Origin of the sequence: Paraburkholderia sp. JHI869 (genome assembly GCF_038900775.1) — a bacterium.
Classification (GTDB): Bacteria; Pseudomonadota; Gammaproteobacteria; order Burkholderiales; family Burkholderiaceae; genus Paraburkholderia.
Genome location: NZ_JAYMSC010000002.1, coordinates 120985 through 144058, shown reverse-complemented (window position 1 = coordinate 144058; position 23074 = coordinate 120985). Strand labels below are relative to the sequence as shown.

The window sequence follows — 23074 nt, the reverse complement described above, 5'->3', positions numbered from 1 at the left end:
CAGGGGGCAGCCGGGGCGGGCTCAGCTCCTGTTTGCAGCGGGCAGGCGAAGCGAGACGCAGGTCCCTTTGCCGGGTTCGCTGCCGATCTCGATCGACCACCCGTAGCGCTCGCACAGCTTCCGGACGATAGACAGGCCGATCCCGATTCCCGGCGCCGGGGTGTCGGGCGATGTCGCCTGGTAGAACCGGTCAAAGACATGCGGGATCGCATGCGCTGGAATACCCGGCCCCGTGTCCTCGATGTACAGCCAGCCGTTTGCGAAGCGAAACTGAAGGCGGCCGTGGTCGGTATGCCGAACGGCGTTATCGATGAGGTTGGATAGCACGATCGCAAGCGCCGGCCGGTTCGCCACAACCTGAAGTTCGCCGTCTACGTCAATGACCGTCTCGAGTCCCTTGTGCGCGAGCTGATCGGCGAAAGGCGTGAGCGCGGTTTCGATCATCTTCGCCACTGCCACCGGCTCGACCTCGCGCGCCGAATCTTCCCGCGCGAGCATGAGCAACGCGTTGGCGAGTTCGCGCATGTTGTCGGCCGCCCGCTCGATCTGCTGCAAACGCGCGCGGGATTTGCCGCGGATCGCCGTATCCTGCTCGAGCAGTTCGCAGCTTGTCTTGATGGTCGTGAGTGGCGTGCGCAGTTCGTGGCTGACGTTTCCCGTGAACGCCTTTTCGCGCGCGATCATGTCGGCCATGCGCCGGTGATAGTCGTTGAAGGCCTCCACGAGTCCCGCGAGTTCGATCTCATCGTATTTGCCCGGGTGGATCGGCGCCGATTCTCCGAGTCGCAGCGTCTTCACCTGGTTTGCGAGTCCCGCCACCTGACGTACGAGCAGTCCGGACAGTCCAAAGGAAAGCCAGATCGTCAGGAGTGCAAATATGCCCGTACCGCCCATCAGGGCGTTGATGACTTCCTTGAAATGCTTTTCATAGATGTTGAAGTTGTAGACCCGGTACAGGCGTGCCGTGCCTGCCGTGCCCATTGGCGCGATCGCAACGTGGATTTCCCGTTCGTCGATAATGATTTCGTGCGTGCCGAACGGCAGATTCCCGACGTTTTCGGGCAATACGACGGTCCCGCGGTCCGCGCCTGAAACATAGCCGTTCATTCGTACGTCGAACGGCGGCAGCAACGCGGGATTGGCCTGATAGCTCTTGAGCACACTCGCCATGTCGTCACGGATGAGCGCCGCGATCAGCCTCTCTTCCTGCGCCTCAGCCAGGGCTCTCACGCCCAGCGCCTGGGCGACCAGTAGCGCGATGGTCAACACCGAAAAGAACAGGGCGACCTTGAAGCGCAGGCTATTTCGCATCGTCACCACTCGCCGCGAGCCGGTAGCCGACGCCATGGAGCGTTTCGATCACGTCCGTTTCGCCGTGCCCGGACAGCGCCCGGCGCAGCGTATAGACATGCGTGCGCAGCGTGTCGCTGTCCGGCAGTTCCTCGCCCCAGACTTCGGACTCGAGCTCGGCGCGGGTGAAGGTGCGGTTGGGCGACTGCATCAGGATACGCAGCAGGTGAAGGCATTTGGGAGGAAGCTTGACCGGGCGTCCAGCGCGTTCGACGCTCATCGTCGACAGGTGGAGGCGCACGTTCGCAAATCGAAGATCCATGGTGGCGACCTGGCCACGATAGCGTTTGATCATCGCGCCAAGGCGTGCGCCGACTTCCTTCAGGGAGAACGGTTTGACCAGGTAGTCATCGGCGCCGTGCACGAAACCCGCGAGTTTGTCGTCGAGCGCGTCGCGCGCGGTCAGCATCAGCACGGGCGTGTCGCGGGCCGCCTCTTCACGCAGCTTGCGGCAGAGCGTGAGCCCGTCCATGCCCGGCAGTGACAGATCGAGAAGGATGGCGTCCCATGAGTCCGCGAGCGCCATGTGCAGCCCCGCGTTGCCGTTGGAGGCTACGTCGACCTCATAACCGCCAGCCTCCAGATAGTCGTAAAGGTTCGCGGCAATCGAGGAATCGTCTTCGACAATGAGCACCTTCATGGACATCCGTTCATCACGCGCTGGCTGGAAGTGAGGTGATGCTACCGCAAACCGTCGTGCGCAGCGGTCGCGAAAGGCCAGTGATTCGCGATTCTGCGTCGCCGGCGCTTAACGCTTATAAGTTTGCGTCCAGATTGCAGGTAGAGTCGGACTGTCGCGCCATTGCGTCCCGAGCGCCTGATCGAGCTGGTGCCTGGGCCTGACGTTGCGTGTTGCAGATTGTCCACTGCGGGTTACGGGAGGTTCCCGATGAAGGCGCTGAGCATGCTTTTCAGCAAGTTGTTGCGACAGTTCTCCCAAATGAAGCCGGGGGCCGAAGTCGGCAACGAAGGGGGATGGCGATTCGTGCTGCGCCGTACCGGCGTCGCGAGGTTGGCGGCGGCTGTCCTTCTGGTCCTTGGAGGCGTCTGGCTGTTTCTCGGTATTCTCGAAGACATTCTCAGCGGTGACCCCCTGGTCACCGTCGACCGGATGCTTCACACGGCGTTGCAGGGACTCCGCGTTCCCCTCATTGACCATGTGATGGTCGCGATTTCGGCGCTTGGCGATGCGGCAGTCACGATTCCCGTGGCTACGGCCGTGCTGATCACGCTTCTGCTACGGCGCGAATGGCGGTCGGCCGGCTACTGGGTTGCGGCGATCGCGGCGGCTGAGGCGTCAGTCAAATTGCTCAAATTGACTGTCCAGCGCTCACGCCCGGTGTCTGTCTATGAAGGTATCGAAAGCTTCTCCTTCCCCAGCAGCCACGCGACATTGAGCATTGTCGTCTATGGCTTCCTCACGTACCTCGTGTGTCGAGGCCGTCAGAAGGAGGCGCAATTCAGGATCGTCGTGACAAGTAGCGCGGTAATAGGGCTGATTTCGTTTTCACGCATATACCTCGGCGTTCACTGGTTTTCTGACATTCTTGCTGGTCTCAGTCTCGGCATGGCGTGGGTCGCGTTTCTGTCCGTTGCCCATCATCTCAGGGACCGCGACACTCGGGGTTCCCCCTTGCTGTCGGTGGTTGCGCTTGTCACGTTTCTGACGTCTGCTGCAATTCACATCGCTCTGCACCATAGCGTCGACTTTGTCCGCTATGCGATGTAGCGGGAGTGCGCACGTGATCGACGTTGACGCGGTGACGCACCGATCCTCGTTTGCGCTGAACGGCATCAGTGGGCGTCCGCGCTTTCGCAACATTTGCTTGCAGAAGTCACACGTCATTCGTAATCCGCGGCGGTCTTCCCGGCGTTGAGGAGGCAGGTGACACAAGTGCGAATCTTCACCGCCTTTCCTCAACGGAGCTTGCAAATGAACACGAACCCGGTTCCCAATCTGTCGTCGCGTGCCCGTATTCACCCGCTCGTCGCGGCTGCTGCGGTCGCTGTGATTCTTGCGAGCACCACTGGCATCGCCGCCATGACGGGTTTGCTGCCTGCCACGCACGCAAGTGCGGCTTCCACTACCGCACAAGTTGACACTGCGACGCCTGGCGGCGTTCGGCCGGATGCCTATCGAGCTTCTGTCGTGCAAGCGCCGACGCGTCACGAGCCCGTCCGTCATTCGCACGTCTCCCAAGCCTCGTCGGCTCCACGCTATACGAATGACAGCACATATCGAGGTGTAGCCGGACCGGCAGAGCCGAGGCAGGTGGCCCAGGATCCGAATTCAGGCTTTATCGCCGCAATCAATGCGATTCAGACGCCCGAGCCAGCGACGGGCATCGGCGCCGTAGGCGGAGCCGTTGCCGGCGGCCTTCTCGGAAATCAGATCGGTCAGGGGCGTGGCCGCACGATCGCGACGATCGCGGGCGCGATTGGCGGCGGCCTCGCGGGCAACGGCATCGAGCATGAGGTGCGCAGGTCCACCACTTACCAGGTCCAGGTTCGAATGACGGACGGCACCTACCGGAACTTCACCTACCCGACGCAGCCTCAACTGGCCGTCGGCGAGCGCGTGCACGTCGACGGCGATACGTTGAACGCGTCTTGACGGCTTTGCCGGTTGAAATCGCTCATGCAGTTGAGACGCTCGATCGCTTCAGTCTTCCGACGAAGCTTTCGGCGTCTCACGGACCACCTTTACCTGTCGCCGGGACCGCTCGTTGAGGATCTGATGACGCCGGTGGTCCGTCATTTTTTTCCAGTCCCGGGCTTCCGCACGCGTCCGGTAGCAGCCGGTGCAGAACCCGGTCTTGCCATCGAACGCGCATAGGTCGATGCAGGGCGATTTGACAGCCATGATTCAGGCTGCAGCGCGGGCTGGATTCACTTCGACCGTGACGTGCGATAGTCCCTTGAACCGCTTGAGCGCCGCATGATAGAAGCGCGGGTTGCGCTGCGCTTCACTGGTCGCAACCGACACGACGGCGCTCATGTGCCCAGGGCCGACGCGCCAGACATGCAGGTCGAGCACGGTGTCGCCGTTGTCTTCGATGACATGGCGGACGTTCTCGGCCATGCGGCGGTCCGTGCTCATGTCGAGCAGAATGCCGCCCGTATCGCGCATCAAGCCCCACGACCAGTTTGCAATCACCAGTGCGCCGATCACGCCCGCGAGCGGGTCCATCCAGACCCAGCCGAACGCACGCGCGAGCAGGAGGCCGATGATCGCCAGCACGGAAACCGCCGCGTCGGCGATGACGTGAATATAGGCTGACCGGATGTTGTGGTCACGGTTCGCGGCGGCCTGTGCGTCGTCGTGAACGTGCTCGTGTTCCTCGAACTCGACCTCATGTTCACCGTCGGGCAGGCGGACAACAGCCCTGAATGCGTGCGGTTCAGGAATGTCGTCCTTCGACTCCAGATAGCCGCCGCGATCGGCAAACGCGAAGGTCTGGCGCGTGCCGTCGGGGCGGATCGTCGTGACTGAAACAGCACCGGCGTTCAGTTTCGAGGAAGCCGTTTCTGGCTTGATGCGGAAGACGGGCGGCACGCCATCTTCGAAGATCGACACGGCAAAGATGCCAGCGCCACCGACGATGTGCTGCATCTCGTCCTCGTGGGCGTGTTCGTGTTCATGCCCGTGACCATGTGCGTGGCCGTGACTATGTCCATGGCTGTGCCCGTGGTGGTTGCCGCTCAGCAGCCAGACGCTCGCCAGATTGACCAGCAGGCCAAGCACCGCGATAGGGATCGCCTGACCGAAGTGAATGGGCACTGGCGAAAGAAAGCGCGAAACGGCCTCGTACCCGATCAGCAGCGCGATCATGGCGAGCACGATGGCGCTGGTAAAGCCGGCGAGATCGCCCAGCTTGCCGGTACCAAATACGAATCGGTTGTCGCTCGCGTGTTTGCGCGCGTAGGTGTATGCCAAAGCGGCGATCAGCATCGCGCCAGCATGTGTCGACATGTGCAGACCATCGGCGACGAGTGCGAGCGAGCCAAAAAGACTCCCGCCGACGATTTCGGCCACCATCATCGCGCTGCACAGCGCAATCACCATCCAGGTTCTGCGCTCGTTCTCTTCATGGGCTGCGCCCAGAAAGATGTGATCGTGTCCCGCCCCGAAAGCGGCGTTCTCGAATTGACTCATGCTTCTCTCACTTGAAGTAGCTGTGCACTACCTCGATTAGCTGTTCCTTGCCGCTGCCATGATCGTCATCGGTTTCCGCGTCGACGAGATGGGTGCGGATATGGTCTTCGAGCACTACAGCCAGCAATCCATTCATTGCGCCACGGCTACTCGTAATGAGCTGCAGCACGTCCATGCAGCCGCGCTCTTCCTCGAGCGCACGCTCGATGGCCTCGACCTGTCCCTTGATGCGGCGCACCCGGTTGAGCAGTTTCTGTTTATCGCGAATCGTGTGGCTCATGCCGCGCCTCCAGTTATAGCGTAGGGGGGTATATTATCAAAATAGGGTGGAGGGGTATACTAAATCGGCTCAAATGGCACGGCGCGCAGCGTTTACGCCGCCCGCCGGTTTGGCACGATGAGAATTAAACGGGCTTTGGCGACACTCCGACGCATACAAATTGCTTACACGCGAGCATATAGTTGATTTGTCAACTTGATGCTCGCCTGAAGCATCCAGTTTGTCTGCAAATCCGGCATCACGTTGCCGATGTCCGTGTCGAGCCCAACTCATCGACTCCGATGCAATGGTTGATGCTTGTTGTTCGCACACAGCCTTTACAACCTGCCAGCCACCATGAAGTTGCTCGCCGCTCCGTCCACGCTCCGCGCGTCTCTATCTGCGCCCCAGGTTCGCCGGGTGTCCTGGCTTAAGTGGGCGCTTCCGGTAATGGTATTTCTCGTGTTGCTGAGCCTGGCCGCGAATTTCGCGAAGACGCTAGGTGACTTCAGCAGCCTCAACGAGCGAACCGCCCGTCGACTCGAAACATTGGCATCAGCCATTGCGCTGCGCGTCGAGGATCGCGCCAAGGTCGTTGACCAAACGTTTCTGGCGGTCGGCGACGCTATCGAGACCGGGGCGCTGAGTGACAAGAAGCTCAGACAGATTGCGATGCACGAACGAGAAAATCTAGGCAACGTGTCGATCGCGGTATTGGATTCAGACAATCGCGTGCTCGCGAGTTCGATCCCGCATGCGGATCTCAACGATGCCTGGCTTGAGACGCTGCGCGGCGCGACCGCCAAGCTCCCCGCGATTGCGCAGCCCGTTCACCATGAATCGCGCTGGGACGTGCTCTTCATAAGGGAGCATCGCGGCAGAGCGGGCATGGCGGATATGCGTATTGTCGTGGCGGTTCCTGTCGACCAGGGGGTGGTGTCGAGCGTTAGACTTCCGCCGGGCACCACCGCACTCGTGCTCAACCCGGATGACCGGGTGATCGGTCATTACCCGTCGACCCTGGCCGTCGAAAACGGATCGGTGTACCCCGTCGATGGGTTGAGGACCCATGGCCCCACGCCTTCAACGTACTACGCGATTTCAGCGCAAGATGGTCGCAAGCACCTCAAGACGATGCATGGCATTGCCGTTGGCGACTCAGGGGAATACTGGGAGCTCGAACTTGGCTATGCGGTGGACGAGTACCGCGCGCCCTGGCTGCATAGCCTCTATCTCGCTCTGCTGGGCATGACAATTGAATTCACACTGCTGGTCGCAGGCGTTGTGATGCTCCGTCGTGAAAAGCGGCTGCTCGAACAGATAGAGACCTGGTCGGGCTTCGTGTCAACCATTGTCAGGAACATCCCGACGCCGATTGCACTGGTGAGCGTCGATACCGGCAAGATCGCACTGGCCAATGAGGGGCTCAGCGCTATTTTCGGCCCACGGGCGCAAGTCGGAGAGCGCTTTTCGACTCTGTTTGCCAATCCGTCGAACTGGACCGACAGCGGCGTGTGGGACAACAGCGAGCCCATGGCCATGCTTACCAGCGCGGGCCCAGTCCAGATGATCGTCCGTTGCACGCGCCTTCTGGATCACACTAGCGAAGCCGAAGGCAAAGGACTCGTGCTGGTCACTCTGCTCGACGTCAGCAAGCAATGCGCACAGATCATCGAACTGCGCACTGAAGCCGATTTCGACGCACTGACGAAACTACCCAACCGGCGCAATTTCACCCGTGCGAGTGAGCGCGCGGTGGCGCACGCACGGCAAGGCGGCGGTGAGCTTGCAGTCCTCGCAGTGGATCTCGACCACTTCAAGCGGGTCAACGACACCTGGGGGCATGCCGCAGGCGATCGTGTTCTGGAGGTCGTAGCCGAGCGGATCCGTGCGGCGCTGCGCGATCGGGATTTCCCGGCGCGCCTCGGCGGTGAGGAATTCGCGGTGATCCTGCAGGGCGCAACGTCCAGGCACGCTCATTCCATTGCGGAACGGATCCGGTGCGCTGTGGCTGGCACTCCGATTGCCCTCGGCGATGGGCAGTCCATACGCGTAACCATGAGCATCGGCATAGCGACGTACCGGTATGGCGAGCCCGATCTGGCTGCAGCGCAGGCGCGTGCCGACAGGGCACTGTATTACGCCAAGGCGTCTGGACGAAACCGTGTTGCGGCGGATGACGATTTGAGTGCATGTGAGCGTGATGCTCGGGAGACTGCGCCGTGAGATCGACCGCTAATGCTGTGGCGGTCCCGCACTGCGTCACACCGCCGAGCGTGACGATCGAGTCAGATGCTTGCCTTGTTCAAAGGGCACAGTTAGCGACCGCTTCTCCATTCCATTTTTTGCAGATTGATCGCGGGTTGACCGGCTAGCGCTTCCCGTTCGGGCAAGAACTTGAAACCATGCCTGCTATAGAGGTCCGCAGCGTGGCTGTTTTCTGGCGAGACTCTCAATACGACTCTTGCATGTCCGCGTTCAATCGCGCGTGCCTGGATTGCATTGACAAGGCGGCCGCCAATTCCCATGCCTCGGCGCTTTGGGTGAACCCACATGGCGATCAGGTGGTATTCGTGCGAGCGGGTTATCCCGTCGCCGATCAGTCCGACTGCTTGTCCTTGCTCCATGGCTACCAGATATAGCGGTTGCGTTTGAACTGACGCGCAGTCGCGCCATTGCTGCTCGCTATACGCGGCTGCCGTGGCGTAACTCAAGCCGAACGCCGTTGGACTGTCAAACAGCGCAGCAAGGAAGATTGTCTTCAAGATCGCCCAGTCTTCTTCAGTGGTTGGGCGAATTTGTACGGGCCGCAATTCTGTAGCCGTAAGGGAGCTGAGGAGCGAAATCAAATCAATTATCGAAAAACTTGCTGCATCGGCATGGTTGATTTACGGCACGCAACTTACATTCTTTACCGTTTTCACCCCGTCCCGATTTGATCGGATTCAAGCGAGGCGAAAGCATTCAAATTGTTTTCAAATTCCGATCTTTTTTATTACGCAGGTGCGGACGGCATAAAGCGGGAGCCTGGCGCTGAAATAAAAAGCGTGCGAGCAGGCTCAAGAACCCTTCAGGCTTGCCGATAAGACACGAATACGGCGTTATTCGGCGACTCGTAGCGTTTCCACTCACGGCGAGAAAGACTCCATGCAGATTCAACCCATTAGTGCGGCTACGCCCACCTACGACAGCGCCACGAGCGGCGGCACGGCCTCGAATTCGGGCGCCGGCGCGCAGACTTCGACGAGCGGCGCAGGCAACGGCGCTTCCTCGGGCGCGGCATCATCGAACTCGAATGGCAGTGTGTCCAGCAGCGGCACCTCATCGACTTCGACGCAAAGCACTTCGGCATCTTCGAGGGCGGGAGCGGGCGGAGGCGGCGCGGCATCCTCCAGCAGTTCTTCCTCGAGCGAACTCGACGCGTTGAATGCGCTCATCGCTTCGCTTCAGGCGCAGCTCGCGCAGGTGTCGTCGCAGACTTCCAGCGCGGCCGCGCAAGACTCGAACTCGGGCGAGATCAGCCAGATCAAGGCGCAGATTCAAAGCGCGCAAAGTGCGTTGAGCTCGGCGTCGCAGTCGGACACGAGCCAGGTCAGCCAGATCGCATCGCAACTCGCGAGCGTGCAGAGTTCGCTGGCGCAATTGATGGTCGCCAACGGCAAGACCACGGGGCTGGTTTCGGCGACGGCGTGAGCGGGGCGCGGCGGGCTGGTGCGATCAGCCTGTCGTTGTTCAAGCGGGACGGCGGCCGCGCTTGCTACTATCGTCGGCGCTAACCACGGAGCCGACTTTGACAAACCCAACTCTTCACCTCTACGCCGACGCCCAATACGTCAGTCCCTATGCGATGTCCGTCTTCGTCGCGCTGCACGAGAAGGCGCTCGCGTTCGAGCTTTCAACGGTCGATCTCGGCAAGAGCGAAAACCAGAAGCCGGATTTCGCGGCGAAGTCGCTCATGCGGCGCGTGCCGACCTTGATCCATGATGGCTTCGCGCTCTCGGAGTCCTCGGCGATTACCGAGTATCTGGACGAAATGTTCCCCGGCGTCGCGCTCTATCCGGCCGATCGACAACAGCGCGCCCGCGCACGCCAGGTTCAGGCGTGGTTGCGCAGCGATCTCATGCCGATCCGCCAGGAGCGCTCGACCGAGGTCGTGTTTTACGGACCGACTACGGCGCCGCTTTCCAGCGCGGCGCAATTCGCGGCAGAGAAGCTGTTTGCAATGGCCGACGCGTTGCTCGCGCAAGACGAAAAGCATCTTTTCGGTGAATGGTCCATCGCGGACGTGGATCTTGCGTTGATGCTCAACCGTCTGGTTCTGAACGGCGATCCGGTGCCGCAACGGCTGGCGCAGTACGCGCTGTATCAGTGGCAGAGGCCTTCGGTTCAGCGCTGGCTCAGGCTCGAGAGGCCGCCTCTCTGAGGCTGCGTCGCCGCAGTCTGCGCGAGGGTGTCGCGGCCGCCTAGATCGTTTCGACTGTGTGCAGTTCGAAGGGCACGAATACCGATTGGCCTACCGCTTGCGGTTCGGATAGTCGTTTCGTGCGAACCAGCGCTGCGATCGCCTCGCGCGCGACCCGGTCGAACGGGTGAGCGACAACCATCGTCAATGTGCGATCCACCAGCCCGCCTCTCGTCGACTCGAACAAGTCGTACGCGACCGCACGGATGGTCCCCTTGCTCTTTCGACTCTTCAAGGCGGCAAGCGCGCCGCCGACACCGCCGCAAAAAATGGCAATCCCGGCCAAGTCGGGATGAGCGTGAAGCAGTCCTTCCGTTACCTCGCGACAGATCGTGTCGGACTCGAATGTCGAGATGGGTTCGAGGATCGCGAATTCCCCTTCGTTTTCCCGGAAATAAGATCGAAATCCGCTCTCATTGAGGTCGTGGTTTCGAAACCGATGCGTCCCGACGAGAATCGCGAGCTTGCTTGGGCTCCGAATGGTATGGGCTAGCGCCCACGCCGAAGCCCTGCCGACTTTCCAGCTATCGAGTCCTACGTAGCCCACCGGTACGCGTGCGGAGAGCGGCGAAATCAGGGCGACGACTGGGACTTCCTTTTCTGCGAGGCGATCTATCGCCTCCGAGACGATCGGGTGGTCCGGGGCGACCACTGCGAGCGCGTCGACTTCGGCGCTGAGCGCAGTCATTTTCGACACCACCCGCTCGGGAGACAGGTCTTCGACGACCTCGACCCGAAGTCGAACGTCGCCTTCCGTGGACTCGGACGCCGCGCGCTCGAGGTTGCTGGCGAGCGTGTCGGTGAATGGACGATGGGGTGTCTGCAGGACGACGCCAAACCTGAAAGCCTGACGCGAGGTGGCCGCCACACGATGCTGTAACGCGCGCAGACCGTAGAACCCGATTTGCTGAGCGGCATCGACGACTCTTTGCGCCGTGGCCTCGCGAACCCTTCCTGTTCCACTGAGCACGCGGTTGACGGTCGCGACAGAGACGCCGGCGGCTGCGGCCAGGTCGGGGATGGTCGGACGACTCACGGTTTCCTCCATGTCTTGTGTCTCATCGTCGCACGAAAAAGTGATACGAACGTATCAAATTCGCCGGGGGTTTTCCCGGTGTTGATATCGCATTCGGCTCAATGCCTCGGCATGAGGCACACCAAATGGACATGAAATGAAACGAAATGATAGAGATGGTGAGATGACGATTGAGCCGTGCTGATCCGGGAAGTACATTGATTCCAGACCGACTGTTTCATCAAGAGCAGTCGCAAGAACTCAAGGAGACAGCCATGGCGCAATGGATTCGTGTCTGCGCGGCAGACGATATCGATCAGGAGGATGTGAAGCGCTTTGACCATGAAGGCCGCACGTTCGCAGTCTATCGAGGTCCCGACGACCAGTACTACTGCACCGATGGACTGTGTACTCACGAAGCCGTTCATCTGGCGGATGGCCTCGTGATGGATTACGCCGTGGAGTGCCCCAAGCATCAAGGCGAATTCGATTACCGCACAGGCGAGGCGACACGGATGCCGCCTTGCAAGAATCTCAAGACCTGGCGCGCGCGCGTCGATGGCGAAGTCGTATTCATCGAAATCTGAAAGCACCAGCCACGGGCGCGTCATCGCGCTTTCCCTTTGGGCGGAAACATCATGGACGACCTGCAGTTCGGCAAACGCAACAAGCGCGGCGACTGGGCGCCGAATCAACCTCTGGACTCGGCCGGGCTGTGGTCGTGGCCGCCGAGCCTCCCGCGCGTCGGCAACTGGATCAAGGGCTATTTCTGGCCGTGGAATGTCCTCTTTATTCTGCTGACCGCTGTCTGGTGGAAATATGTTTTGCCTGATGTCGAAACGATGCGAACGCCCGCCTGGGGGTGGACGCTCAAGCTGCTGGCTGCAAACTGGATCGGGATCTTCCTCTTCTATGGCGCATTCGAGCTTCGCTATTACGTATTGCGCGTGCAGGGGCAGGGCTTCAAATACAACGGCAAATTCCCTTCTGAACAGCCTTCGGATGTGTTCTGGTTCAAGAGTCAAAACATCGATAATTTCATCCGGAGCTTCTTCGTAAGTGTTCCGATCGGAACAGCCATCGAAGTGTTCATTCTTTGGTCGTTTGCGAATCACACGGTGCCGTTCGTTCAGTGGAATGAGCATCCCGTCTATCTGATTTGTGTGTTCCTGCTTGCCCCCGCGATTCATGAAGTCCATTTCTTCGTGATTCACCGCGCGATGCATTGGGCCCCGTTCTATCGCTTCGTGCACTCGGTGCATCACAATTCGACCAATCCATCGCCCTGGTCGTCGATGTCCATGCATCCTGTCGAGTCGACACTGTATTTCGGTGTCGCGCTCTGGACGCTGGTGATCCCTTCGCATCCCGTCATCGCCGTGTATCTGGTGAATATCGCCGGGTTCGGCGCAATCGTCGGACATATCGGTTTCGACCAACTCCGTGTAGCCAACGGCACGTCGATGAGCAGCCACGCCTACGCTCATTATCTGCATCATAAGTTCTTCGAAGTGAATTACAGCGATAACGGGACGTTTCCGCTCGACCAGTTGTTCGGTTCCTGGCATGACGGTTCGCCGGAGGGCGAGCGGCTCATGCGGGAGCGCTTCGAGAAGAAAAAGCGTCGCCTCAATGCGACCTGAAATCCACATACCGGCAAGCCGACGCGAAAAGGCATGTGCGCCATTCCTCTTGGTTGCGGAGGCACAATGAGTCAACGATTTCTCGTGTTTCAGTCGCTGTGGGCAATGGAGCGCCGCCATTCGGACGGGTTCGAGCGCTCGCTCGAAGAGAACGTGCGGATGATCGCAGAAGCCGGTTTCGATGGGGTCAGCGCACACTGCACGAATCGCGACGACTTCCGCAGGCTGGCGTCGCTGCGTGCTCCGCTCGGGCTTGATGCAGAGGGTCAATGCTTTCCGGCCACGGTTGATGATTTACAACCGGCGCTCGAGATTGCGACGGAATTCGGCCTGCATCACCTCGACATTCAGCCAGACGTGCGACCACGCACGATCAGGGAATGCGTGGCCTTGCTCGATGGGTGGCAGCGACTCGCCGAGCAGGTCGACTTCCCGGTGTACATCGAGACACATCGGGACAGAATGACGACGGATCTTCATTTCACACTCGATCTGCTCGATGCGCGGCCTGACCTCAAGCTACTGGGCGACATATCGCATTACCTCGTCGGACGAGAGTTTTCCTGGCCGGTATCCGAGGAGAATCACGCGCTCATGCGCCGAATTCTCGACAGCTCGTGGGCATTTCACGGAAGAGTGGCAAGTCGGGAGCAGGTCCAGATCGAAATATCGTTTGAGCCCCATCGTCAGTGGCTTGAATTGTTCCTCGACTGGTGGCGGTATGGATTTGCCTCATGGCGCCGTCGGGCCGGTGAAAACGATTCCCTTGCCTTCGTGTGCGAACTCGGTCCGAAACCCTACGCAATCATTGGCCGCGATGGCAACGACACAACGGACCGATGGGCCGAGTCGTTGATGTTGCGCGACCTCGCACGACAGTTATGGGCGGACGTGGCGGCACAGCCGATCAGGCAGAACGCAGCTTGACCAGACGCAGCAGGTATGCCGATTCACGCAGCAACCCTTTCGCTTCAGAAATAGGATTCCTTACAAATAAGGTGGAGACATGAAACATTCGGCAAGACGTGCTTTATACGGCATCGCGGGCTCGCGCGTGCGCACCGCATGCGTGGCGATGGCAGCACTGGTCGGATGCGTTGTCGCGGCCGGCGCGCAGGCCACCGATGCGCATTTCGTGCTCGTCAGTCACGCGCCCGACTCGGACCTTTGGTGGAACACAATCAAAAACGCGGTTCAGCAGGCCGATGAGGACTTCAACGTCACCACGGATTACCGCAATCCGCCGAACGGCGACATGGCCGACATGTCCCGACTCGTGGAACAAGCCGCCGCTCGAAACTACGATGGCGTCATTCTCTCGATCGGTGACTTCGACGTATTGAAGACCTCGGCTGGGAAGGTGACCGCGAAACACATTCCGCTGGTGACCATCAACTCCGGCACCGAAGAGCAAAGCGAGAAGCTCCACGCCATCATGCACATCGGCCAACCTGACTACGTGGCGGGTAAGGCAGCAGGCGAGAAAGCGAAGGCAGCCGGAGTCACGTCATTTCTTTGCGTGAATCATTACGCAACGAATCCGACGTCGTTCGATCGCTGCCGCGGTTTTGCAGATGCCATTGGGGTCGACTACAAGTCGTCGACGCTCGATTCGGGTAACGATCCGACCGAGATTCAGTCGAAGGTGAGCGCTTACCTGCGTAATCACCCCGGCACGAAAGGCATCCTGACGCTGGGGCCCAATTCGGCGTCGCCGACGCTCAAAGCGCTTCAGCAGAGCGGACAACTCGGAAAGATCTTCTTCGCGACCTTTGACTTCTCGGATGATATCGCCAAGGCGATTCAGAACGGGTCGATTCAATTTGCGATCGACCAGCAGCCTTATCTTCAGGGATACATAGGCGTTGCTGTTCTCGCCATCGCGAAGAAGGACCACACCACGGACGCAGCGAAGATTCGCACGGAACTTCAGAACAACCCGAAGTTCAAGGAGCGTGTGGCAATGTACGGTCTTAAACCGATTTATACCGACAAGAATATTCGATCGGGTCCCGGCTTCATCGACAAGTCGAACATCGATACCGTGATCAAGTACGCCGGACAATATCGGTGATTTGCCGCGGAACGGATATCAACTGGACGATTTCAGGCGGCCTGCCAGTTCCGCAACGCGTTGCCCGAGATGCGCTGCAGTTTGCAGGTCGCTCGCAATCGGTGAGATATCCGGCGAGACGTCGTCGGACTGCGCCATAGCGCCGAGCCAGCCACCCAGGCGGTTCATATCGTTTTCTCCGCGGCCCGGAAGCATATCGACGCCGACCCAGATCATGCCGTGCTGGGCGGCGAACATTGCCAAAGCGATCAGCGTGTTCAGCTTGTCGCCGCTTTGTGCGCCGGAGTTGGTGAAGCCCGCGGCGATTTTATTGCGCCAGGCCAGCGGCAGCCACGCGGGACGGGTGCTGTCTTCCATGAACTTCTTGAGCCGGGAACTCAAGGTCCCGTTGTACGTGGGTGAGCCGAAAATAATGGCATCGCTCGCTGCCAGAACGTCCCAGGGAGCGGCGCCATCCGCCACGGCGATGAGGTGCGCTTTGGCGCCCGGCACGCGCTGGACCCCCTGTGCCACGGCTTGAGCTTGCTTTGCGGTGTGGCCGTAGCCGCTGTCATAGACGATGGAAATCATCATGGTTGTGCAATTCCTTCAGTTTGTCGGTCCGGCAAATTGTGGCCGCTCTCACGGGTAGCCGGAAGTTGGGGCAGGGTTGAACTTCCCTAAACTTAAGGTTGATAATGTCCCGACTTTTTTTTCCGGTAGCAGAGTCGATGGATTCGTCCCAACGAGTGCGTGCAATCCTGTCTTTCGTCCATGCAGCGGACGCGGGGAGTTTTTCTGCTGCGGGACGCAACCTCGGCATTACGTCCGCGGCCGTCAGCAAGAACGTTGCTAGCCTGGAGAAGGCACTGGGCGTACGACTGATGAATCGCACGACACGTGTGCTCCAGCTTACCGATGAGGGCGAAGCCTTCCTGCAGCAGGCCCGTGTCGCGTTGGATGCGCTCGATGTCGCTGTCGATGCCGTTGCGGCGCGGCGCGAGGGACCCAGCGGCCGGATTCGCATCTCGACCAGTTCGGCATTCGGCCAGGATCACCTCATGCCCGCGTTGCCTGGCTTGCTCACCCTTTATCCGGAGTTGTCGGTCGAAGTCGACTTCGACGACCGGGTTGTCGACTTCGTTCGCGCTGGATACGACATTGCTATTCGCGGTGGGGCCATTCCGAATTCAAACCTCGTATCAAAGCCGGTATTCCGAATGAGCCTGGTTCTGGTGGCCTCGCCGGAGTACCTTTCACGCAGAGGAGTGCCAGGTTCGTCCCAGGACCTGATGAAACATAAGCTCATTGCACGCCGCTTTCTTGGCGGCAAAATGTCGACTTGGGGATTTTGCGCGGAAGATGGCAGCGTTATTTCGCTAGACCCGTCAGCATCTGCGGTCTTGACCCTGTCGGCTCCCGAGGCGGCACTTCAGGCGGCGCTTGCAGGGGTAGGCATTGCACAAGTGGGCTTGCATCTGGCGTGGGACCATTTGCAGTCTGGGGCATTGAAGCTGGTCTTGCACGAAGTCCATCACACAGGCGCGTATGAGATGGTGATGCAATATCCACATCGGGCATTGATCGCGCCTCGCGTCCGGGCAACGCTCGATTACCTGTCTGAAGCATTCGCCGCCGACACGGGCTTGCATCTGCCCGTCGAGTCATTGGATGCGTTTGCGGCGTAAGCGCAAATTTCAACCTGAGGTTGAAACACCAACGACTTGAACGCTCGATTGCCGGCCGGTTTCTTCGCAGATAATGGAATCCCGGTCCAAGCCCTGGAGCGCGCCGTCCATGCTTCCCATGTCAGGCCCTGATTGAATTGCAAGCGGCTGATACGCGCTTTTCGGCGAGGGCCTTTTCACGGTCCAGGAAGAGAACCATGGCTGAAAAAATTGGCTCGGCAGCTAGCGTTTCGTTTGATGATGTCACTGCCGTTGCGCCCGCACTCAGCGCTTATACGCGCTCCCGTATCGTCGAGGACCTGTGGAAACGCCCTGGACTTTCGCCGCGCGATCGCAGCCTTGTCACGCTATCGGCGTTGATTGCGCGCAACCAGACAGTCGGCTATCCGCACTACGTCGAATTGGCGCTTGAGAGCGGCGTCACACCGCGTGAACTCTCGGAAGTTGTCACGCATCTGGCGTACTACGCGGGCTGGCCGAATGCGCTTTCCGTCGTCCCAGCGATCCGTGAGTGTTTCTTGCGGCACGGCGTCGATGCTGCGGCCGTACCGCTTGCCAATCCCGATCTGTTGCCGCTCGATGAAGTCGCAGAGTCACAGCGTGCCGAGCGAGTGTCAGAGCTATTTGGCGATCTTTTCCCAGGCGTGGTGCAGTACACGACCGACGCGCTGTTTCGCGATCTTTGGCTGCGCCCGGACCTCGCGCCGCGTGACCGAAGTCTCGCAACGGTCAGCGCGCTGATTGCGCTTGGCCATGTGGCGCAGTTGCCTTATCACCTCAACCGCGCAATGGACGCAGGGCTCACTCAGGCGGAAGCTGCCGAAGTCGTGACGCAACTGGCGTTCTATTCGGGTTGGCCCAACGCGTTCGCGGCGATGCCGGTGATCAAAGAGGTGCTGGAAAAGCGGGTGAAAGCGGGGTGATATTGGCCAGATCGGCTGCTTTCAGCCCGCTTCGAAAGCCGCGTGATATCGCACCGTAGCGGCGGGCACCTCACCGCGCAACGCTATCGCCTGAAAGTATTCAGGCGGTACGCCAGGCAGCACGAGCGTTGCTTCAGGCTCGAACCCGAAGCGCGCGTAATACGCCGGATCGCCGACCACCACACAACCCGCTGCGCCTTGCGTGCGCAGCGCATTCAAAGCGTCTTTCATCAGCATCGCGCCAATGCCTTGCCTTTGGCGCGCAGGCGAAACCGAAATCGGCCCGAGCCCGAACCAGCCGCTCGAACCATCGGAAAGCGTGACAGGCGATATCGCCACCTGACCGACGATCTCGCCGTCATCTTCGGCCACGAGCGAAACGGCGAGCGCATCGGCCGAGCGCAACGCATCGACGATCAACTGCTCCGTGTGGTGCGTATGCGGCGCGTTCAAGAACGCGGCCTCGGTCAGCGCGTGAATGGCGGCGTGATCGGCAAGCGTTTCTTCGCGGATGCGTAGCGACATGACGGTCACCTCAGGTTCAGAAAATCGAGCGCCCGGTACGCGTCGTCAACCACGCCAGCGCCGGCGAACTTGCGTCTGCCCGATGTATACCGGCGCTTCCCCGGCCGGTGAGAGCCGGCGGTCTGGGGTCGCGCCGCGCGCTATTGCGCGATCTGCTGACGCTGATATTCGTTGTGCTTCATTTGCAGGTAGTCGGCGCGGCTAACCTCGTGCAATTGCCGCGGATACTGCTCGGTCGCATCGAACCACTCAGTGAGGCGTTTGTCGAGGCGGGCGCCGGGCGCGCTGGAAAGCGCATCGAGATACGCTTCGATGGCGAGGTAATAGCGCATCGTATTGCGTTCGACCAGACCGCGTACGCCGCCGATGTATCGCGTCTCGTTCGTTGACGGATCGCGGGTCGTCGAAAAGCCGACTTTGTCGCTCCCGATCGTCGCCAGATAGGCTTTCATGGCAAGCCGTCCCGCCGTGCCGTAACCGTAGGCGTAAGTCAGATGAATAAAGGTGCGACTATCGCCCACGGGTATGGCCTCCAGCACGATCCGGTAGTCTTTCGTGCTTAGCGGTCCCGTGGCGGCGGAGAGTTCCACGCGAAAATAGTCCGTGCTGCTCGCGGCCGACTGATAGTTGAATTGCACACGGTAGGACGAGGAAAGCGATTCTTCGGTTTTCTTGCCGATATTCACTGCGAGAACCGTACCGCTCGCGCTAGTGGAGGCATGGCAGTACTTGATGTTCAAGTGCAGGATCAACACGTCGCACCAGTTGGCAGGCCCTTGAGTGGGGTGGTTGAGCGTGTCGCTGACTTTCGCGAAAGGAAAGCTGACCACGCCGTAAATATCGCCTTTGAGTGCCGATGGCAACTCCTGCGATTCGAGGAACAGCGGCCGCTGAAACTGGTTTTCCGCGAGTTGCTGCGTAAGACTTTGATATTTTTCGCGCAGGCTTGCCGCCCTGTCGTCCGCTTGCGCGAAGACGCTCTGGCCCAGAAAGCAGAGCATCGCGGTCATGATGGCCATCCACCACTGGCGCGTGCGCCGGTTGCCTGCTGTGGATCTGGCGTGCGTATCCATAGGCTTCCTCCCGCTTTGACTCAGGTTGTGAGTGAGCCGCATCGACCCAACTACCCATTTGGGTGGTGCGCGCCGCCTGTCGCTCTGTCATTGTGAACCCACTAATTGTGAGCCCACCGGCAGGAGACTTGAAATGGAAACGACATCCTCGAGTGCAAATCCTCTAATGGCGCTATCGGTCAAAATAAACCGGGTGACCCTGCCTGGGTAGTCTCAGAAAATCGAGCGCCCGGTGCGTGTCGTCAACCACTCCAGCGCCAGCGAACCCACCAGCGAATTCCCCGTTGCGTCGAGTCCCGGCGACCACACGCACACCGCGAATTCGCCGGGCAGTACCGCGATGATCCCGCCGCCCACGCCGCTCTTCGCAGGCAGCCCCACGCGGTAGACGAAATCGCCCGCCGCGTCGTAGGTGCCGCAGGTCAGCATCAGCGCAGAAAGCCGCTTGGCCGAACTTGCGTCGAGCACCGGCTCGCCGCTCGCGGGCGAGACGCCGCCGTTGGCCAGAAACAGCGCCGCGCGCGCCAGTTCTACGCAGCTCATCGAGATCGCGCACTGGCGGCAATACGCGTCGATCACGGTATCGGCGGGCATTTCCAGGTTGCCGAAGCTCGCGATGAAATGCGCCATCGCGCGGTTGCGCTCGGCGTGCGCGAGTTCCGACTGCGCAACGCGCAGATCGTAGTCGATGCCAGGCTCGCCCGAGAGCCGTCGCATGAAATCGACGAGCGCGGTTTCCGCCTGCACGAAGCGGCGGCACAGCACGTCGGTGACGACGAGCGCGCCCGCGTTGATGAACGGGTTGCGCGGCTTGCCGCCCTCGAATTCGAGCTGCACGAGCGAGTTGAACGCCGTGCCCGAAGGCTCGCGGCCCACGCGCTGCCAGAGCGCGTCGCCGAGCAGCTGGAACGCGAGCGTGCAGGCAAACAGCTTCGAAATACTCTGGATGGAAAAGCGCACGTCGGCGTCGCCTGTGCGGTAGACCTGGCCGTCCACTGTGACGATGGCCATGCCGAAGTGATCGGCGCGCACCGTGGCGAGTTCGGGAATGTAGTCGGCCACGCGGCCAGTGCCGATATACGGCTGCAGGTCGCGATGGATGGCGTCGAGGACGGGTGTGTAGTCGAACGTGTGGTTCATGGGCGGCGCAGGGCAGGCGCGGCGGAGCGCCCGCCGCGGTCCCGCGATTGTAGCGGGTCGCGATGACCGCCACGGCTTCGTTGCGCGCTATTCGGCGTCTATCTTCATTTCGCGCAGATGCTTGTACACGGTCGCCCGCCCCATGCCCAGCACCTTCGCCACATAGTTGGCCGAACTCTTGCCTTTGAACGCGCCTTCGGCATACAGCGCTTCGACCAGTTCACGCCGATGCTCGCGCGTGAGCGAATTGAGCGCGATCTGCCGCTCGCGCAGCCAGCCATGCAAAAAGGTGTTGATGCGCTCCTGCCAGTCGTCCTTGAAGAGCTCTTCGGGCTGCGCGATCACGCCCACGCCGCGCAGGAACAGGTCGAGCGTGGCCTGCACGTCCTGGAAGGCGGCGATGTTGAAGTTGATGCACATGACGCCCGCCGCCTGTCCTTCGTCGTCAAAAAGCGCCGTGCTCACGCAGCGCATGCGGCGGCCATCCCAGTTCACCTTCTCGTAAGGGCCGAGCAGCTTGTTGCGCGTGGTTTCCTCGACGTCTTCGAGTGCCGAGTCGTCGCCGATCTCGCGCTTCGAAAGATTGTTCGAGAGATAGGCCACGGTCTGGTCCGACAGGTCGTGAATCACGACTTCCGCGAACGGGAAGAACAGCGTCGTGATGCTGTCCGCCACATGGGCGTAGCGCGCGAGCAGCATGTCGCGAGACGTTTTCGGGCTGGCGATTTTTTTCGCGCGGGTGGTGTCGCTTTCTCGTTTCGGCATCGGACGTGGACCGGGTTGCGGCAGGATGGACGTCGATGATACTGCGATCACTCGACGCCGCGCATCAAGGGACCATCAACGGACGTTACGCAGGTGCTCGTACAGCGCATGCGCGATGGCCATGTCTTCGAGACCGAGGCCAATCGAGCGGAAAAACGCATGACGTGCGTAAGCCGGCCGCGGGCAAGCGTTGTTGGCGAGTTCCGCGAGATCGCCCACGATCGATTCCGGCGACCAGCCGTGCTCGCGTGCGGCCAGCACCATTTCGCCCGCGCTTTGCGGTGTGGTGTGGCGATAGTCGCAGTACACGTCGAGCGAGGGCAGTGCGGCCGGGGCGATCTCGTGGGCCTGCGCGACGTTCGTGCTGATCGACGTGATGAGCGCGGGCTTCGTGAGGGCATCCAGCGCGAGAACCGGCTTACCCGACGACGTGCACAGCATCACCACGTCGGCGTCGCGCACACAGGCTTCGGTTGATTCAGCGGTGCTTGCGCGTGCGTCGAGCGCGCGTAATTCGGCCTGGCGGTCGGCGTCGCCGGCGAGTTTCGGCGAGTACACGCGAATGGTCTCCCACGCGCGCAACGATGCAACATGGCGAATGTGCGCGAGCGCGACGGCGCCCGAGCCGATCACGGCCAGGCGTTTCGCCTCGCGCGGCGCGAGCTGGTCCACCGCGAGCGCCGTGGTGCCCGCGGTGCGTTCCGTGGTGAGCAGCGCCGAGTCGCACCACATGAGCGGCTGGCCCGTCTTCATCGACATCAGCGCGGTCCATGCGGTGATGACGGGGGGCTGGCCGTTCGCGCCCACGATGTAGGGCGAGAGCTTCGCGCCGAATACGCCGGCTTCGGCGAGCACGCCGAGATAGGTGATGAAGTCGCCAGCGTCCTTCGGGAACAGCGTAAGGGTTTGCGGCGGCTGCACGGCGTCGCCGCGGCCGAGCGAGGCGAACAGGCGGCCGAGTTCGCCGCGCACGTCGAGGCTGGGCAGGGCGGCGCGCACCTGAGCGGCGTCGACGACGAGCGGTGCGGCGGCGGGTTGAGACGTCTTGGTCATGCTGGGCTCCGGAATTTCAAAGTAGACATTTTTGTCCATTCTAGACTTTCTTTTTATTTTTCGTCTATATTCCTCCTGCGGCCGCGGTCCTCGCGAAAGGGCGCCGCACGACAGCGCAGCGCGCTTGAACAGACACTTATTACGAATTGGGTGACGACGATGAACAGGAAGATGATTCGCTTCGCGGCTGCGGCCAGCCTTGCGTGCTTTGCGGGTTTGACGGCGGGCGCGGCGCATGCGCAGGATCCGAAAACGCTGCGCTTCGGCGTGGAGGCGTCGTATCCGCCGTTCGAGAGCAAGACGCCCTCGGGCGATCTGCAGGGCTTCGACATCGACATCGGCAATGCGGTGTGCCAGAAGTTGCAGATGAAGTGCGTGTGGGTGGAGAACAGCTTCGACGGCCTGATCGCTGCGCTCGAGGCGCGCAAGTTCGACGTCATCAATTCGGCGATGAACATCACCGATAAGCGGCGTCAGCAGATTGCGTTCACGCCCGCCATCTACGTGATGCCGATCCAGATGGTCGCGAAACGCGGTTCGGGCCTCATGCCCACGCCCGCGAGCCTGAAGGGCAAGTCCGTGGGCGTACTGCAGGGCTCCACGCAGGAAGACTACGTGCGCAAGCACTGGGGTACGCAAGGCGTGAACGTCGTCACGTATGAAAACCAGGACCAGATTTTCGCGGATCTCGCGGCGGGACGTCTGGACGGCGCGGTGCAGGAAGTGCAGACCGCAACCGACGGCTTCCTTTCGAAGCCCCAGGGCAAGGGCTTCGACTTCGCGGGTGCGCCGCTCAAGGATCCGGCCACGCTCGGCGAAGGCACTGGCTTCGGCATGCGCAAGGACGACGCGGCGCTCAAGGCCAAGGTGGTCGCGGCGATCGACTCGCTGCGCCAGGACGGCACGCTCACGAAACTGTCGATGAAGTACTTCGGCCGCGATATCGTCGCGAAGTAATTTCCATTACTT

General features: G+C 60.8%; 26 protein-coding genes. 12 read left to right on the top strand and 14 right to left on the bottom strand.

The genetic code is table 11. The features are described from left to right. Positions 1–21: 21 nt before the first annotated feature. On the bottom strand, positions 22–1311 hold the full coding sequence (locus VSR72_RS04010; protein ID WP_342951559.1) for a HAMP domain-containing sensor histidine kinase: 1290 nt from the start codon (positions 1309–1311) through the stop codon (positions 22–24). Then, on the bottom strand, positions 1301–1990 hold the full coding sequence (locus VSR72_RS04005; RefSeq protein WP_342951134.1) for a response regulator transcription factor: 690 nt from the start codon (positions 1988–1990) through the stop codon (positions 1301–1303). Before VSR72_RS04005 ends, VSR72_RS04010 begins: the two co-directional genes overlap by 11 nt. 249 nt (positions 1991–2239) lie before the next feature. On the opposite strand from VSR72_RS04005, the gene VSR72_RS04000 reads away from it, so the two are divergent. Both VSR72_RS04000 and VSR72_RS03995 read left to right on the top strand, forming a co-directional pair. Continuing rightward, positions 2240–3079, top strand: coding sequence for a phosphatase PAP2 family protein (locus VSR72_RS04000; RefSeq protein WP_342951133.1), 840 nt, complete (start codon positions 2240–2242; stop codon positions 3077–3079). A gap of 543 nt (positions 3080–3622) precedes the next feature. Next, positions 3623–3964, top strand: coding sequence for a glycine zipper 2TM domain-containing protein (locus VSR72_RS03995; RefSeq protein ID WP_342951132.1), 342 nt, complete (start codon positions 3623–3625; stop codon positions 3962–3964). A gap of 48 nt (positions 3965–4012) precedes the next feature. On the opposite strand, the gene VSR72_RS03990 is transcribed toward VSR72_RS03995, so the two are convergent. Genes VSR72_RS03990 through VSR72_RS03980 form a run of 3 tightly spaced genes read right to left on the bottom strand, consistent with a single transcriptional unit; the run spans position 4013 to position 5786 of the window. Next, the gene (locus tag VSR72_RS03990; protein WP_342951131.1) at positions 4013–4213 is read right to left on the bottom strand and encodes a DUF1289 domain-containing protein; all 201 of its coding nucleotides are present in this window, start codon (positions 4211–4213) and stop codon (positions 4013–4015) included. A 3-nt stretch (positions 4214–4216) separates the two neighbouring features. Further along, on the bottom strand, positions 4217–5506 hold the full coding sequence (gene dmeF, locus VSR72_RS03985) for a CDF family Co(II)/Ni(II) efflux transporter DmeF (protein ID WP_342951130.1): 1290 nt from the start codon (positions 5504–5506) through the stop codon (positions 4217–4219). 7 nt (positions 5507–5513) lie between these two features. Further along, complete coding sequence (locus tag VSR72_RS03980) at positions 5514–5786, bottom strand: metal/formaldehyde-sensitive transcriptional repressor (protein WP_342951129.1); 273 nt, start codon at positions 5784–5786, stop codon at positions 5514–5516. A gap of 336 nt (positions 5787–6122) precedes the next feature. Here VSR72_RS03980 and VSR72_RS03975 point away from each other — a divergent pair, with 336 nt between their 5' ends. Further along, a complete protein-coding gene (locus tag VSR72_RS03975) occupies positions 6123–7991 on the top strand; it encodes a GGDEF domain-containing protein (protein ID WP_342951128.1) in 1869 nt (622 codons plus the stop codon). A 92-nt stretch (positions 7992–8083) separates the two neighbouring features. Here the strand turns inward: VSR72_RS03975 and VSR72_RS03970 are convergent, their stop codons facing one another. Together VSR72_RS03970 and VSR72_RS03965 are read right to left on the bottom strand one after the other, a co-directional pair. Next, complete coding sequence (locus tag VSR72_RS03970; protein ID WP_342951127.1) at positions 8084–8530, bottom strand: GNAT family N-acetyltransferase; 447 nt, start codon at positions 8528–8530, stop codon at positions 8084–8086. Between the two features lie 417 nt (positions 8531–8947). After that, positions 8948–9202, bottom strand: a complete 255-nt coding sequence (locus VSR72_RS03965) for a hypothetical protein (protein WP_342951126.1) — start codon at positions 9200–9202, stop codon at positions 8948–8950. Between VSR72_RS03965 and VSR72_RS03960 the strand changes: the two genes are divergently transcribed. Beyond that, on the top strand, positions 9189–9458 hold the full coding sequence (locus VSR72_RS03960) for a hypothetical protein (RefSeq protein ID WP_342951125.1): 270 nt from the start codon (positions 9189–9191) through the stop codon (positions 9456–9458). The genes VSR72_RS03965 and VSR72_RS03960 overlap by 14 nt on opposite strands. A 97-nt stretch (positions 9459–9555) precedes the next feature. Continuing rightward, positions 9556–10188 (top strand): glutathione transferase, encoded by a 633-nt coding sequence (yfcF, locus tag VSR72_RS03955; protein ID WP_342951124.1) that lies wholly within the window; start codon positions 9556–9558, stop codon positions 10186–10188. A 40-nt stretch (positions 10189–10228) separates the two neighbouring features. Here yfcF and VSR72_RS03950 read toward each other — a convergent pair whose 3' ends face one another. Then, positions 10229–11275, bottom strand: a complete 1047-nt coding sequence (locus VSR72_RS03950) for a LacI family DNA-binding transcriptional regulator (RefSeq protein WP_342951123.1) — start codon at positions 11273–11275, stop codon at positions 10229–10231. Positions 11276–11517: 242 nt separating this feature from the next. Here VSR72_RS03950 and VSR72_RS03945 point away from each other — a divergent pair, with 242 nt between their 5' ends. From VSR72_RS03945 to VSR72_RS03930, 4 genes are all read left to right on the top strand, one after another. Then, entirely contained in the window at positions 11518–11829 is a 312-nt protein-coding gene (locus tag VSR72_RS03945; protein WP_342951558.1) for a MocE family 2Fe-2S type ferredoxin, read from the top strand. Positions 11830–11880: 51 nt separating this feature from the next. After that, entirely contained in the window at positions 11881–12885 is a 1005-nt protein-coding gene (locus VSR72_RS03940; protein ID WP_342951122.1) for a sterol desaturase family protein, read from the top strand. A 66-nt stretch (positions 12886–12951) separates the two neighbouring features. Then, positions 12952–13812, top strand: coding sequence for a sugar phosphate isomerase/epimerase (locus VSR72_RS03935; RefSeq protein ID WP_342951121.1), 861 nt, complete (start codon positions 12952–12954; stop codon positions 13810–13812). Between the two features lie 148 nt (positions 13813–13960). After that, positions 13961–14959, top strand: a complete 999-nt coding sequence (locus VSR72_RS03930; RefSeq protein ID WP_342951557.1) for a substrate-binding domain-containing protein — start codon at positions 13961–13963, stop codon at positions 14957–14959. 18 nt (positions 14960–14977) lie between these two features. Here the strand turns inward: VSR72_RS03930 and VSR72_RS03925 are convergent, their stop codons facing one another. Further along, the gene (locus VSR72_RS03925; RefSeq protein WP_342951120.1) at positions 14978–15532 is read right to left on the bottom strand and encodes a flavodoxin family protein; all 555 of its coding nucleotides are present in this window, start codon (positions 15530–15532) and stop codon (positions 14978–14980) included. A 137-nt stretch (positions 15533–15669) separates the two neighbouring features. On the opposite strand from VSR72_RS03925, the gene VSR72_RS03920 reads away from it, so the two are divergent. Together VSR72_RS03920 and VSR72_RS03915 are read left to right on the top strand one after the other, a co-directional pair. After that, positions 15670–16626: a LysR family transcriptional regulator gene (locus VSR72_RS03920; protein ID WP_342951119.1), complete on the top strand. Its 957-nt coding sequence runs from the start codon at positions 15670–15672 to the stop codon at positions 16624–16626. Positions 16627–16823: 197 nt separating this feature from the next. After that, positions 16824–17549, top strand: a complete 726-nt coding sequence (locus tag VSR72_RS03915; RefSeq protein ID WP_342951118.1) for a carboxymuconolactone decarboxylase family protein — start codon at positions 16824–16826, stop codon at positions 17547–17549. Between the two features lie 21 nt (positions 17550–17570). Here VSR72_RS03915 and VSR72_RS03910 read toward each other — a convergent pair whose 3' ends face one another. The 5 genes from VSR72_RS03910 to VSR72_RS03890 all read right to left on the bottom strand — a co-directional run bounded on the left by VSR72_RS03910 (position 17571) and on the right by VSR72_RS03890 (position 22105). Beyond that, positions 17571–18074: an N-acetyltransferase gene (locus VSR72_RS03910; RefSeq protein ID WP_342951117.1), complete on the bottom strand. Its 504-nt coding sequence runs from the start codon at positions 18072–18074 to the stop codon at positions 17571–17573. 140 nt (positions 18075–18214) lie between these two features. Continuing rightward, complete coding sequence (locus VSR72_RS03905; protein WP_342951556.1) at positions 18215–19075, bottom strand: hypothetical protein; 861 nt, start codon at positions 19073–19075, stop codon at positions 18215–18217. A gap of 285 nt (positions 19076–19360) precedes the next feature. Continuing rightward, complete coding sequence (locus VSR72_RS03900; RefSeq protein WP_342951116.1) at positions 19361–20287, bottom strand: glutaminase; 927 nt, start codon at positions 20285–20287, stop codon at positions 19361–19363. An 87-nt stretch (positions 20288–20374) separates the two neighbouring features. After that, a complete protein-coding gene (locus VSR72_RS03895; RefSeq protein ID WP_342951115.1) occupies positions 20375–21052 on the bottom strand; it encodes a PAS domain-containing protein in 678 nt (225 codons plus the stop codon). Between the two features lie 75 nt (positions 21053–21127). Beyond that, positions 21128–22105 (bottom strand): ornithine cyclodeaminase family protein, encoded by a 978-nt coding sequence (locus VSR72_RS03890; RefSeq protein WP_342951114.1) that lies wholly within the window; start codon positions 22103–22105, stop codon positions 21128–21130. Positions 22106–22264: 159 nt separating this feature from the next. Between VSR72_RS03890 and VSR72_RS03885 the strand changes: the two genes are divergently transcribed. After that, positions 22265–23062 (top strand): ABC transporter substrate-binding protein, encoded by a 798-nt coding sequence (locus tag VSR72_RS03885; RefSeq protein WP_342951113.1) that lies wholly within the window; start codon positions 22265–22267, stop codon positions 23060–23062. Positions 23063–23074 lie beyond the last annotated feature (12 nt).